The sequence below is a fragment of the Micromonospora sp. KLBMP9576 genome (assembly GCF_050941805.1).
In the GTDB taxonomy this organism is placed as follows: Bacteria; Actinomycetota; Actinomycetes; order Mycobacteriales; family Micromonosporaceae; genus Micromonospora.
This window is the reverse complement of sequence record NZ_CP194567.1, coordinates 4,036,799-4,050,601: the sequence shown is the minus strand read 5'-3', so window position 1 is coordinate 4,050,601 and position 13,803 is coordinate 4,036,799. Positions and strand designations below refer to the sequence as shown.

Genomic DNA, 13,803 nt, shown 5'->3' with positions numbered 1-13,803 from the left:
TCCGCAGTCCCGGTCAGCCGACGCCGGGGGGCAGCGGCAGGGGAGTCGTACCCTCCGTGCTGAGCCTGTGGGTCTCGCCCCTGTCGTCCACCCACGTCGCGGCCTCGACCCGGTAGATCTCCTTGTGTGCCTTGCCCTCCTCGTCGATCCGGGTCTCCTCGACGCCGTACGCCCAGACGGTGATCGTCTCGCCGTTGTGCTCGTACGTGAAGTCGGTGAGTTCCGGCTTCGGCGTCTTTTCGCCCTCGTACAGCAGGTGGATGCCTCCGGACGAATCCTGCCACTGACCCACGATGTCGCGGTTGTCGTACCGGACGCCGTTGTGGTTGTCGTAGTGGATCGAGATGGGGCCACCGTCGACGTCCTGGGGGACCTGGGCGCCGGGTTCGGCGGGGGCGCCGAGCTCGTTGAGAAAGTCGTCGAAGATCTTCGTGACGGTCATCTCGGCCTCGTAGTAGCTGGCGGAGGCGTGCACCGCGACAGCCCGGGAGAGCCGCATGATGCCGGGCTGGTCCTGATCCTCGGTGGCGCCCTTCTTGCCGAACATCTCGTTCTGAGCCGTCTGCAACCGGTCGTTGAACTCCTTGGCCGCCTCGGAACTGCTGCCGGTCCAGCCCAGCTTCAGTTCCTCCCAGACGTCGCCGATGCTCTTCCAGTTCTCCTCGATGTCGGCGATGACGCCGGGCATCCACCGATGGGCATACTGGTACATGGCGTTGGGATAGATGACGAACGTCTTCTCCGGGGCGGAGCTGTTGTAGTCGGACGGAGAGTTCGCAGAGAACTCGTTCGGCACGATCCCTGTCCCTCCGCGCACTGACGTCAGCCTTGAGCCGATGTTACGTAACCGCCGGCCGGGCGGACAGTTCCCCGTTCGCGTACGCGCCCGTCACCCCAAGAGGGACGTTGTCCCCGCCGCCAGCACCGGCGAGCATTCGGGGATGGCAGAATCGGACGACTATGTCATCAATCCTGCGGAGAACCAGGACGGCGACAAGCTCGTCGACCTGACCCAGAACTGGCCTACCGCACGCACGGTTACCGGTGAGAGTTCCGACCTCGTCACTCCACCGCCGGCCCCGGAGGTCAAGCAGGAGTCCGACGGCAGCTACTACGTTCTCGGCGAGAACGACGAACACATCCCCACCGACGGCCAGGGTGTGCCGACTCCGAAGACCGATCCGACCAGCGGGGAACCCCTCGACCCGGCGGAACCGGGCGATGTCACCGTCAAGGTGAATGTCGGCAGTCTCTACGACGCCGAAACCGCGATTCTTAGATTGACCAACGCGGCGATTGACGACTTCGAGAGTTTCAAGAACGGCCGCCTGGACAACGAAACGTGGGTTTTCTATGCCAAGAACAGGGAGTCGACCATACCTCGTCACTATTTGGACGAAACCGAGGCCGGTGAGGAGTGGATGATGCCCACAGAGGCCTACGGGCCGGACGTCGAGGATCCGGATCCGGAGAAGACGGCCGAGATCGTCCAGACCCAGAACGCGTTGCTGCAGGCTATCGGTGGCGCCATCCAGCGGGTCGGTCGGTTCGCCGGCATGTACAACGACGCCGCGCAGATCTACGCCGCGGCTGACCGTAGCTCCTGGATCGACTGACATCGGTCACGCAGCAGATCGCCGCGGCCCTCGGGGCCGCGGCGGAGCTGCTTCGCCAGGTCAGCGGGTGGGTAGCCACGTCTTGACGTTGGCCCACTCGCAGTCGGAATAGTTGGCCCAGCTCAGATTGAGCGCGTAGGCGATCTTTCCGAGCACCCCGGTCGGGCCGAACAGGCCGTCAGCCGCCAGGTTCCACTCACCCTGCAGGCCTTCGTAGTGCGTCTTGGCCGTACCTGTCCAGGTCTGTGAGATCGGCCCCAGCTGTGTCTTGAGATCCTCCAGCCGCTGGGTGATCTGATCCGCCTTGGCGTTGATGTCGTGGCCCGCCCTCTCAAGTTCCATCGGAACCTTGAGATTGCTGGACGCGGGATCCGGCATTGTCTACTCCTTGTCTGCCGTGCGGCCGCCACCGGCTCCTGCTACAGGCGGGCGCCCGGGATGTCGCCGTTGACCGCCTGCAACTGGTTGATGTTCGCCCACTCGGCGTCCTCGTAGTTCACGGCGTTGCCCCGCAGGCCGCTCGCGATGTCGGTCAACGAGTTGTGCAGCATCCGGCCGTAGATGTCGAAGTCCGTCATCAAGGCGTTCCACTGATCCGCGGCCACACCGCCCCAGATCGAGTGCATCTGGGTGACGTACGCCTTCAGGCTGGCCAGTTCGGCATCGATGTCGGTCGCCGTAACGTCACAGCTCGTCGCCGCCGCGGTCACCATTTCCGGTGTTACGTTGACCGGAGTCATGCCCATGGATGTTCACCTGCTCCCGATCTCTCATGACATGCCGGTCAAGAGTCGCGTGACAGCGCGGCGTCAGTCGACGTCCCGCTTAGGGGGACAGCATCTGTGCCACGCCGCCTACTTCGGCGGGGGGCGGTTGCCGTCGGATGACGTCGGCGAGGATCTGCGCCACGACGGCCGCGTTGTAGGTGTCGGAGGACGACGCCGGAATCAGGTTGTTGAGGTTGCCGCCCTCGGCTTCGAGGTAATGGTCGTACGATTTCTGCATCGCCGTGACAGAGTCTTTCAACACCTCGTTGATTTTGTCGGAGGCCGCCTGGAGAGTGGTGGCCGATTCGGCGAAGGGGTCGCCCGCGGGGCTGTCCCAGGAGTCCGTGATGGCGCTGTAGTGGTTCTTGATCGACCTGAGGTCCCCCTCGATGCGCTCCTGTCGCTGCGCCACCATCTCCTTGGCGAGCTTCAGCTTCGGGATCTCCACCGCGAAGGCCGCCGGCACACCGTCGACGATCTGGAAGATCGGGCGGCCGGCGGCGTCCGTACCGATGATGCTCCAGTGACCGTCCGGCGTGATGAAGGTCGACTCCGTGATCCCGTTCGGGTCGTACTTGATGGTGACCTGCTCACCGTCCCTGGTGCCGTACAGCGGGCGGCCGTCGGCGTCGAAATCCGTGTAGGTCCAACCGCCCTGCTCCAGCTTCACGACGTCCCCGGCGGTGTCGCGGGTCAACACGGTCGTGGCGCCCTCGCCGTCCACGTACGTCCAGACACTGCCGTCCCTGTTGTACTCGATCATCACCGACTCCGGCTTCCCGCCGTCCTCGCCCGGCTTCGACCCCCGCAGCGGCCGGTCCAGCGAATCGAACTCGCTGAAGGTCCACCCGCCGCTGGTCATCAGAATGACCCGATCGTCGGTGTTCTTGGTGATGACTGTGACATTGCCCGTGCCGTCGTCATAGGTCCACCGGCTGCCCGCCCCGGTGTACTCGACCTTCACCGTCTCACCGGGCGCGCCGATCCTGTTGCCGCTCAACGGCTTGCCGTCGGCGCTGAACTCGGTGAAAGACCAGCCGCCCACGTCCATGCGCGTCGTGTTGCTCAGAGCATCACGAAAGATGAGCGTCTTGTCGCCCGTACCCTCGTCGGTGAACGTCCAGGTGCTGGTGCCGTCCTGGTTGTAGGTCACGTCGATCGTCTGTGCGGGCCTGCCGTCCCTCGCCGGGACGAATCCGTGCGAGGGGTCGCTGTTCTCGTTGAAGGCGTCGTACACCGTGCCGTCAGGGAGCTCCTGCCGAATGACGCGATCGTCAGCGTCGCGGAAGACGTTGGTCATCCCGTCCGGACCTGAGTACGTCCACTTCGACCCCGATGCCGAGTATTCGATGGTCACGTCCTGGGGGCCGCTCTTGCCCGGCGCCTGACCGTGTGTGGGGTCACCATCGCTGTTGAACCTGTCGTAGACGGTTCCGTCGGACATTTCCTGCCGGACAACGTGATCCTGCGCATCTCGGTAGACGGTCGTGGAACCGTCCAGGTCCGAGTATGTCCACTTCGATCCGGCGGGGGAGTACTCGATCGCCACGTCCTGCTGTGGATTGCCGTCACTCGCCGGCACGGTGCCGTGGAGCGGCCTACCGTCGGCGTCGAACCGATCGAACTCGGTGCCGTCGGACGTAAGCATGCGCAGCGGGTTGCCTTCGGCGTCCCGGTTGAGGGTGGTGCCGTCGGTGTAGGTCCAGGTGCTCGCGTCCCCGTGGTAGGCGATGGCCACGTCCTGCCCGGGTGAGCCGTCTTCGCCGGGCATGGTGCCGTGGGTTGGTCGGCCGTCGGCGTCGAACCGGTCGAAGGTGGCGCCCTCGGAGGTGCGCATGTGGGTGACTTGGCCGTCGGCGTTGCGGTTGAGGGTGGTGCCGTCGGCGTAGGTCCAGGTGCTCGCGTCCCCGTGGTAGGCGATGGTGACGTCCTGCGCGGGCTCGCCATCGGTGCCGGGCATGGTGCCGTGGGTTGGTCGGCCGTCGGCGTCGAACCGGTCGAAGGTGGCGCCCTCGGACGTACGCATGTGCGTGACTTGGCCGTCGGCGTTGCGGTTGAGGGTGGTGCCGTCGGCGTAGGTCCAGGTGCTCGCGTCCCCGTGGTAGGCGATGGTGACGTCCTGCGCGGGCTCGCCATCGGTGCCGGGCATGGTGCCGTGGGTTGGTCGGCCGTCGGCGTCGAACCGGTCGAAGGTGGCGCCTTCGGAGGTGCGCATGTGGGTGACTTGGCCGTCGGCGTTGCGGTTGAGGGTGGTGCCGTCGGTGTAGGTCCAGGTGCTCGCGTCCCCGTGGTAGGCGATGGCCACGTCCTGCCCGGGTGAGCCGTCTTCGCCGGGCATGGTGCCGTGGGTTGGCCGACCGTCGGCGTCGAACCGGTCGAACGAAGCGCCCTCGGAGGTGCGCATGTGGGTGACTTGGCCGTCGGCGTTGCGGTTGAGGGTGGTGCCGTCGGTGTAGGTCCAGGTCGAGGCGTCACCGTGGTAAGCGATGGTCACGTCCTGCCCGGGTGAGCCGTCTTCGCCGGGCATGGTGCCGTGCGTCGGTCGGCCGTCGGCGTCGAACCGGTCGAACGAAGCGCCCTCGGAGGTGCGCATCTGCGTGACCTGGCCGTCCGCGCCGCGGTTGACGGTGGTGCCGTCGGTGTAGGTCCAGGTGCTCGCGTCACCGTGGTAAGCGATGGTCACGTCCTGCGCGGGTGAGCCGTCTTCGCCGGGCATGGTGCCGTGGGTTGGCCGGCCGTCGGCGTCGAACCGGTCGAACGAAGCGCCCTCGGAGGTGCGCATCTGCGTGACCTGGCCGTCGGCGTTGCGGTTGACGGTGGTGCCGTCGGTGTAGGTCCAGGTCGAGGCGTCACCGTGGTAAGCGATGGTCACGTCCTGCCCGGGTGAGCCGTCTTCGCCGGGCATGGTGCCGTGGGTTGGCCGACCGTCGGCGTCGAACCGGTCGAACGAAGCGCCCTCGGAGGTGCGCATCTGCGTGACCTGGCCGTCGGCGTTGCGGTTGACGGTGGTGCCGTCGGTGTAGGTCCAGGTCGAGGCGTCACCGTGGTAAGCGATGGTCACGTCCTGCCCGGGTGAGCCGTCTTCGCCGGGCATGGTGCCGTGGGTTGGCCGGCCGTCGGCGTCGAACCGGTCGAACGAAGCGCCCTCGGAGGTGCGCATCTGCGTGACCTGGCCGTCGGCGTTGCGGTTGACGGTGGTGCCGTCGGTGTAGGTCCAGGTCGAGGCGTCACCGTGGTAAGCGATGGTCACGTCCTGCCCGGGTGAGCCGTCCTTGCCGGGCATGGTGCCGTGGGTTGGCCGGCCGTCGGCGTCGAACCGGTCGAACGAAGCGCCCTCGGAGGTGCGCATCTGCGTGACCTGGCCGTCGGCGTTGCGGTTGACGGTGGTGCCGTCGGTGTAGGTCCAGGTCGAGGCGTCACCGTGGTAAGCGATGGTCACGTCCTGCCCGGGTGAGCCGTCTTCGCCGGGCATGGTGCCGTGGGTTGGCCGGCCGTCGGCGTCGAACCGGTCGAACGAAGCGCCCTCGGAGGTGCGCATCTGCGTGACCTGGCCGTCGGCGTTGCGGTTGACGGTGGTGCCGTCGGTGTAGGTCCAGGTCGAGGCGTCACCGTGGTAAGCGATGGTCACGTCCTGCCCGGGTGAGCCGTCTTCGCCGGGCATGGTGCCGTGCGTCGGTCGGCCGTCGGCGTCGAACCGGTCGAACGAAGCGCCCTCGGAGGTGCGCATCTGCGTGACCTGGCCGTCCGCGCCGCGGTTGACGGTGGTGCCGTCGGTGTAGGTCCAGGTCGAGGCGTCACCGTGGTAAGCGATGGCCACGTCCTGCCCGGGTGAGCCGTCTTCGCCGGGCATGGTGCCGTGGGTTGGCCGACCGTCGCCGTCGAAGCGGTCGAAGGTGGCGCCCTCGGAGGTGCGCATGTGGGTGACCTGGCCGTCGGCGTTGCGGTTGAGGGTGGTGCCGTCGGCGTAGGTCCAGGTGCTCGCGTCACCGTGGTAAGCGATGGCCACGTCCTGCGCGGGCTCGCCATCGGTGCCGGGCATGGTGCCGTGCGTCGGCCGACCGTCGCCGTCGAAGCGGTCGAAGGTGGCGCCCTCGGACGTACGCATGTGCGTGATGGCGCCGTCGGCGTTGCGGTTGAGGGTGGTGCCGTCGGTGTAGGTCCAGGTCGAGGCGTCACCGTGGTAAGCGATGGCCACGTCCTGCCCGGGTGAGCCGTCCTTGCCGGGCATGGTGCCGTGCGTCGGTCGGCCGTCGGCGTCGAACCGGTCGAACGAAGCGCCCTCGGAGGTGCGCATCTGCGTGACCTGGCCGTCCGCGCCGCGGTTGACGGTGGTGCCGTCGGCGTAGGTCCAGGTCGAGGCGTCACCGTGGTAAGCGATGGCCACGTCCTGCGCGGGCTCGCCATCGGTGCCGGGCATGGTGCCGTGGGTTGGTCGGCCGTCGGCGTCGAACCGGTCGAAGGTGGCGCCTTCGGCGGTGCGCATGTGGGTGACTTGGCCGTCGGCGTTGCGGTTGAGGGTGGTGCCGTCGGCGTAGGTCCAGGTGCTCGCGTCCCCGTGGTAGGCGATGGTCACGTCCTGCCCGGGTGAGCCGTCTTCGCCGGGCACGGTGCCGTGGGTTGGGCGGCCGTCGGCGTCGAACCGGTCGAACGAAGCGCCCTCAGTGGTACGCATCTGTGCCAGGGCGCCGTCGCCGTTGCGCTCGACGGTCGTGCCGTCGCCGTAGGTCCAGGTGCTCGCGTCACCGTGGTAGGCGATGGTCACGTCCTGCCCGGGTGCGCCGTCCTCGCCGGGCACGGTGCCGTGCGTCGGCCGGCCCTCGCCGTCGAACCGGTCGAACACTGCGCCGTCAGCGGTCTGTTGACGCACCGGGTCACCGTCGGCATCGCGGGTGACCCGGCTCCCGTCGCTGTACGACCAGGTGCTCAGGTCACCGTCGTACGTGATGGCTACCCGGTCGCCGGACCCGGCGAGAACGGCCTGTCCGGGGCGGCCCGCCGCATCGAAGTGGTCGAAGACCGTGCCATCGGGGGTGACCTGGCGGATTGCCCGGCCGTCCGGGTCGTACGTGACGACCGAGCCGTCGGACATCGTCTGGGTGCTCTCCGGCACAACGCCTCCTCGCATGCGCAGACTGCTGCGATCGAAGGCTAGGAAGGGGGCCGGGAACGGCCGCAATCCCTTCTTCGGGGCGGGGTACGTCCTCGACGGGGCGACCGGCAGATTTTTTGCTCGACCGTGAACCGGGGACAGCCGCCCGCCGTTTGATGGCTGCCCTCACCGTGCCCGGGTGGGGGGCAGAAGCCTGGAGGAGCACGTGTTCACAGTTGCGATCGTCGCGGAGCATCCGATCTCCCGCGCCGGCATGGAGAAGTTGGCGTCCGACGACGCCAGCATGCGGGTGGCGGCCGCCGTCGCGTCGGTGGCGGAACTCGACCGGACACCGGACTCGTACGACGTGGTGGTGTTGGATCTTCCGCACATCGACGTGGCGACGGTGGCTCAGATAGCGCAGGTGGCCACCGTGGGTCGGCCGCTGATCAGTGCGGCGTGGACCGGCTCGCCGACGTTGCTGGCCACGATCCGGGCGGGCGCGCGCGGCTGCATCAGCCGGTTCGCCGAGCAGGGCGACGTGCGTGAGGCGATGCGGGTGATCGTGCAGGGCGGCTTCTACCTGTGTCCGAAGATGGTGGGCCGCTTCCAGTCGGAGCTGACCAACTCAGGTGACGAGGACACCAACGGCCTGGCGCCGCGGGAGATCGAGACGCTGCGTCTGATCGCGTCGGGGTTCACCCACTCGCAGATCGCGACCCGGATGGGCCTGTCGCAGGCCACCGTCAACACGTACGCGAAGCGGATCCGCGCCAAGCTCAACGTCAACAACAAGGCCGACCTGACCCGGATGGCGATCGAGCTCGGCCACTACTCGCAGGGCCGGCGGTCCACCTCGGCCGCGTGACCGGCTGACGTGGACCGCCGGTTCAGAAGAGCGTGCGGCCAAACCAGACGAGGTCGCTGAAGACGCCGAAGACGCCCATCGTCAGGGGGGCCACGGCCACGGCGGCGATCGCCCCGATCACCTCCGACCGGCTGCGCTTGCGGGGCTTGCGGGGCCGGTCGGCGTGCGGCTCCGGCTGGTCCGCGGGGGACCGCAGCAGGATGCTCGTGCCTATCCCGATGGCCAGCACGACGAGCCCTGCGACGAACAGCAGCGCCTGGGCGGCGGTCCCGGTGACACCGATCAGGCGCACCATCGGGATCAGCAGCGTGAACAGGCCGATCATCGCGGCGCCGCCGGCCATCAGCAGTTCGTTGGTGAAGGCGGCGTGTCGCGCCCGGGCCAACAGCCCGATGGTGAGGATGACGGCGCTGGCGAGGGCGAAGGCGCGGCCGGAGAGGGCGAGCATCGGCAGGGTCACGGCGAGCGCGAGCGTGGGCCCGGCCATCACCACGGCCAGCACGCGGCTCGAGAACGACACCATCCGGGTGGTGGCCGCCGCTGCCGCCTGCCGGCCCTTGGGGACCCGGTTGCCCCAGGCGGTGAGCATGGCGGCGATGCGCCGGGAGATGGCGAGCAGACCGACGGCGACCGCGGCGACCAGGGCCGCCGTTTCGACCCGGTCGGCCTCCAGGCCGAACGCCAGCGGTACGAGGACGGCGGCGACGGCCAGTTGCGCCTCGACGGCCATCAGGACGACGCCGGGACCGGCGGCGAGGGCCATCAGCACGGCCAGGTTGGCGCCGGCCACGGCGCCGGTCCACCGGTGACCGGGTCCGAGGATGTTCTCCGCGATCTGCATGCCGGAGACCGCGAAACACGGCACCGCGGCCAGTGCGACGACGTGCGTCAACCAGCCCGGGACCGCGCTGGGGCGTTGGCGCAGGCCCCAGCCCGCGCCGAGCAGCAGCAGCCCGACGAGCAGCAGGGTGATCGCCGAGGCGGCGTTCGCGGTGGTGCGCCAGCCGGTGAGGACGGCCGCCGCGATCAGCCAACCGAGTCCGAGGGCGAGAATGACGGGCCCGGCGTGCATCCGCTGGCGGCGTAGCCGTCCGGCCTCGTCGGCGACGACCTCGTCGACGTCCATGACGACGGGTGGGTCGCCGGGTTCCACCGCGATGTCGCGCAGGTACAGCACCTGACCGTCCAGGATGCCCATGTCGGCCAGAGTGGCGTCGAGGGGGATCGCCGGTGCGTAGGCCGGCGCCAGCGACCAGGCGGCGGGCATGGCCGGGGATTCCTCTTCGCCGCACAGTGCGACGAGCTGGGGAACGAACTCGCCGATGGGTGTGGTCGCGGGAACCGCAAGGTCGATGCGCTGCCGCGTGCCGACGACGGTGATCCGGCTCTGCTCGGTGGCCATCACGTTCACCTTCCGTACGGGTGGGGGGTCGTCATGTGGTGGCCGTCACCGCGGCCGGGGTGGGGTCCGTGACGGCGACCTGGATGAGCCGGCCCGGGGCGCCGCGGCGGACGAGGACGCCGCGTCCCGGGGGGCGCTGGGCGGCGCGTTCGTCGCCGAGCACCACGCCCTCGCGGTGGTCGCCGGAGAGCACCACGCCGCCGGTCCCCATGTCCCGGATGCCGGAGATGAGGGGATCGCTCATGAACCGGGAGACCCCGGCCACCCGGCGGGTCAGTAGCACGTGCAGGCCGATCTCCCGGGACTGCGGGATGAACCGGGCCAGTGGCTGCAACGGGGACGACGCGCCGCCGCCGATCATGTCGTAGTCGTCGACCACGACGTACAGCTCGGTGCCCTCCCACCAGTCCCGCGCCCGTAGCTGGGCCTGGCTGAGGCCCCGTGGCGGCACCCGTTCCTGCAACTTCTCCACGACCTGCTTGACGTAGACCTGCGCGCTCGCGGAGTCTCCCGCGTACGCGCCGAGGTGCTCTTCGGGGACCACGTCGAGCAACGAGCGCCGGTAGTCGAACAGCACCACCCGGACGTCGTACGGGGAGGTCCGCTCGGCCAGCCCGGTGAGGAACGTGCGCAGCAGCGTCGACTTGCCGGAGCCGGCGTCGCCGTACACCAGGAAGTGCGGGTTGTCGCCGGTGAGGTCGATGCTGACGGTGTCCATGTTGGGCTCGGCGATGCCGATCGGCACCGCGTCGCCGGCCGGTGCGGCATCCAGCTCACCGACCCCGATGCGCGTCGGCAGCAGGCGCACGGCCGGCGCACGGGTTCCGCTCCAGTGGCTGTCGATCGCCGCCAGCGCCGCGTCCTGGGCCTCGCGCAGCCCGTCGGTGGTGTCCTGGCCGTCCAGCCGGGGCAGCACGAACTGGAAGAAGGCTCCCGGCGCGCTGATTCCCCGACCGGGGACGTCGGCCGGCACCCGCGAGGCGACCCGGCGGTTGATCTCGGATTCGCTGGGGTCGTTGAGCCGCAGCTCCACCCGGGTGCCGATGCTGTCGCGCAGGGCCGGCCGGATGTCGTTCCAGCGGGCCGCGGTGAGGATCAGGTGCACGCCGGCGCCGAGACCACGGGCGGCGATCTCCGTGACGATCCCTTCGGCGTGTTCGTACTCGCCGCGCATCGCGCCCCAGTTGTCGATGATCAGGAAGACGTCCGCGGCGCGGATGCCGGCGGGTAGCGTGCCGGCCCGGCGCCGGTCCCGGAAGTCGGCGATCGAGTCCACGCCGAGGGAGCGTAGGACGTGTTCGCGCTTCACGATCAGGCTGCGGATCTCGCTGAGGATGCGGTGCGTGAGTTCGGCGTCGTGGCGGCCGGCGACCGAACCGACGTGCGGGGCCTGGGTGAAGGCGTGCAGGCTGCCACCGCCGAAGTCGATGCAGTAGAACTGCATCTCGTCGGGGGTGTGGGTGAGCATGCTGGAGAGCATGATGGTGCGCAGCAGGGTGCTGCGTCCGGTACGCGGTGCGCCGACCGCGGCGATGTGCCCGTGCGCGCCGCCGAAGTTCATCATCAGCGTTTCCTGCTCCTGCCGGTGCGGCAGGTCGAGCAGGCCCAGCGGGATCGACAGGCTGCCGCTCATCGGCCAGTGCGCCGCGGCGTAGCCGCGGTCCTCGTGTGGCCGGGGTCGGCCGACGAGGTGGTCGAGGGCGAGCGCCCGGGGCAGCGGCGGCAGCCAGACCTGGTGGGCCGGCGTGCCGACCGTGTGGAGCCGGTCGACGATGATCTGCAGCTCGGTCGGGCCGGTCGCGGCGTGCGTCTCGGTGTCGCCGGCTTCGTGCTCGATCTGCTCCGACGCCGTCCGCAGGTCGAAGGGCGCCAGGGTGGGACCCTGTCCGCCGCTGGCCGCGGCGCGCTCCTCGGAGCTGAGGTACGGCGTGGAGACGTGCGCCACACGCAGCCGCTCGTAGATGGACTCGTCCACCTTCAGGTATGCCGAGCCGGGGATCGACGGGAGCTTGTAGGCGTCGGCGTTGCCGATCACCGTCCGACTCTCGGAGGCGCTGAACGTGCGCAGGCAGATCCGGTACGACAGGTGTGAGTCCAGCCCTCGCAGCCGTCCCTCCTCCAGCCGCTGTGACGCCATCAGCAGGTGCATGCCGAGGCTGCGGCCGACGCGGCCGATCTGGGTGAACAGCTCGGCGAAGTCGGGGCGACCCGACAGCAGTTCGCTGAACTCGTCGACGATGATCAGCAGGTAGGGCAGGGCAGCAAGCGGCTCGCCGAGGGTGTCGGTCCGGCCCGCGGCGCGCCGGACCTGGTACTCGCGGATGTTGTCGACGTTCCCGGCGTCGCGCAAGGCCTGCTGCCGCCGTTGCTGCTCACCCATCAGCGCGGCCAGCACCCGGTCGATCATGGCCGCGTCGTCGGCCAGGTTGGTGATCAGCCCGGCCACGTGCGGCAGCCCGCTCAGCGGCGCGAACGCGGCACCGCCCTTGAAGTCGATGAGGACGAAGCTGAGCAGGTCGGGCGGGTGGGTGAGGGCGAGACCGGTGACGAGGGTACGCAGCAGCTCGCTCTTGCCGGAGCCGGTGGCGCCCACGATCAGCCCGTGCGGGCCGGAGCCGCCCTGGGCGGATTCCTTGATGTCGAGGACGACCGTCTCACCGTCACCGTTGGTGCCGATCGGGGTGCGCAGCAGCCCGGGATCGGTCGGCCCCACCCAGCGGCTGGTGACGTCGACGGAGAACGGCTGCGGCCCGAGCACCATCTCGCTGAGCGCGGTGACCCGGGAGAGCACCTGTTCGCGTTCGTCGCTGAGCCGCAGCGGCGCGAGATTGCGCGCGATGAGCTCGGCGAGGTCGGGGGTGACGGCGTCCGGCGTGCAGCCCAGCGCGGGCGCGGTGACCAGGGCGGGATCGCCCTCGGTGAGCAGTTCGCCGTTGCCGTCCAGCCGGATCCGCAGGTCGACCCGGCTGGGCTCGTCGGCGTCCCGGTCGGCGAGGAAGATCAGCGTCACCCCCGAGGCGGCTCCGGCGAGGGTGAGCAGGGCCCGCATCAGGTCGGAGCGCCCCCACTCGGAGACCGGTTCGAAGCTGGTGAAGACCATGATCAGCCGCCGGACGCGCGGGGCCTGGCCCCCGACGCCCTGCAGCCGGCCGCGGTTCTGCAACTCGGCCCGCTGGGCCACCTCGCGGTGCAGGAACGGGGCGAGCAGTTCGGGCTCGGGCGCGACGAGCGACACGGTGCCGGCCTCACCGCGTACCTTCGGCTCGAAGGTGTGCGGCAGCCATTTGGCCCAGTTCCACTGCGGTGATCCGCCGGTGTCGACGGCGATCGTCACGTCGTCCGGGGCGTGCAGCACCGCGATGTGGCAGAGCAGGGCCCGCAGCAGCGGCTCGGTGCGCGCCACCCCGCCGGACAGGCTGATCACCCCGGCGCTGCCCACGTCGATCACCATCGGCTGGTGGTCCACCCGGCCCATCCGGTCGATCAGGTTGGTGGCCGCCTGCAGGGAGTCCCAGTCGTACTCGGCCAGCGGGTCCAGCCGGTCGTCGATCTGGATGGGGGTGGCGAGCTGCACCGCGCCGTGGCCCAGGCGTACGTGCAGGAAGTCCTTGTCGTGCTGCCGGCGCTCCCACACCCGGTGCCGGGTGGTGGTGATGGACCACAGCCGTACCGGTTCCGGGTTGGCCAGGGCGGCGACCGTGCGCTGACTCGCCGCCACCGCCCGGGCGCTGTCCCGCGACAGCTTCAGGTGCGCGCGGTAGCGGGCCCGCTGTTTGCGTACCGCCTTGCTGGCGACGCTGCGCTGGTTGGCGCGCATCGCGATCACGGCACCGGCGGACGTCACGAAGAACAGAACCCCGATAATGATCATCGCGGGTCGCCCGAACGTCACCATGTACGCCGACATGCCGATGCTGCTGAGCAGCGGCAGGACCAGCGTCCAGCCGTTGTTCTGCGGATTGTCCTGCGGCTCCTCGGGCGGGGTCGGCAGCACCACCCGGTCGGTCGGCAGGTCGGGCAGCAGGAACCGGGCCGGGCGGTGGAAGGCGAAGCGGCTCACT

Annotated in this window: 8 protein-coding genes; 2 read left to right on the top strand and 6 right to left on the bottom strand. The window is 69.4% G+C overall.

What is annotated here, in order from left to right:
* Positions 1-13: 13 nt before the first annotated feature.
* Complete coding sequence (locus ACQ452_RS17760) at positions 14-796, bottom strand: hypothetical protein (RefSeq protein ID WP_433385995.1); 783 nt, start codon at positions 794-796, stop codon at positions 14-16.
* A gap of 145 nt (positions 797-941) precedes the next feature.
* Here ACQ452_RS17760 and ACQ452_RS17755 point away from each other — a divergent pair, with 145 nt between their 5' ends.
* Entirely contained in the window at positions 942-1,616 is a 675-nt protein-coding gene (locus tag ACQ452_RS17755) for a hypothetical protein (RefSeq protein WP_433385992.1), read from the top strand.
* Positions 1,617-1,676: 60 nt separating this feature from the next.
* Here ACQ452_RS17755 and ACQ452_RS17750 read toward each other — a convergent pair whose 3' ends face one another.
* The 3 genes from ACQ452_RS17750 to ACQ452_RS17740 all read right to left on the bottom strand — a co-directional run bounded on the left by ACQ452_RS17750 (position 1,677) and on the right by ACQ452_RS17740 (position 7,493).
* Positions 1,677-1,994 carry a WXG100 family type VII secretion target gene (locus ACQ452_RS17750; RefSeq protein ID WP_433385989.1) on the bottom strand — a complete coding sequence of 106 codons (318 nt, stop codon included), beginning with the start codon at positions 1,992-1,994 and terminating at the stop codon, positions 1,677-1,679.
* 41 nt (positions 1,995-2,035) lie between these two features.
* Positions 2,036-2,362, bottom strand: coding sequence for a WXG100 family type VII secretion target (locus ACQ452_RS17745; RefSeq protein WP_433385986.1), 327 nt, complete (start codon positions 2,360-2,362; stop codon positions 2,036-2,038).
* Positions 2,363-2,441: 79 nt separating this feature from the next.
* Complete coding sequence (locus tag ACQ452_RS17740; protein ID WP_433385983.1) at positions 2,442-7,493, bottom strand: hypothetical protein; 5,052 nt, start codon at positions 7,491-7,493, stop codon at positions 2,442-2,444.
* Between the two features lie 178 nt (positions 7,494-7,671).
* On the opposite strand from ACQ452_RS17740, the gene ACQ452_RS17735 reads away from it, so the two are divergent.
* Complete coding sequence (locus tag ACQ452_RS17735; RefSeq protein ID WP_433385980.1) at positions 7,672-8,340, top strand: response regulator transcription factor; 669 nt, start codon at positions 7,672-7,674, stop codon at positions 8,338-8,340.
* A 22-nt stretch (positions 8,341-8,362) separates the two neighbouring features.
* Here ACQ452_RS17735 and ACQ452_RS17730 read toward each other — a convergent pair whose 3' ends face one another.
* Together ACQ452_RS17730 and eccCb are read right to left on the bottom strand one after the other, a co-directional pair.
* On the bottom strand, positions 8,363-9,742 hold the full coding sequence (locus tag ACQ452_RS17730) for an EsaB/YukD family protein (RefSeq protein ID WP_433385977.1): 1,380 nt from the start codon (positions 9,740-9,742) through the stop codon (positions 8,363-8,365).
* A gap of 31 nt (positions 9,743-9,773) precedes the next feature.
* On the bottom strand, positions 9,774-13,802 hold the full coding sequence (gene eccCb / locus ACQ452_RS17725; RefSeq protein ID WP_433385974.1) for a type VII secretion protein EccCb: 4,029 nt from the start codon (positions 13,800-13,802) through the stop codon (positions 9,774-9,776).
* Position 13,803 lies beyond the last annotated feature (1 nt).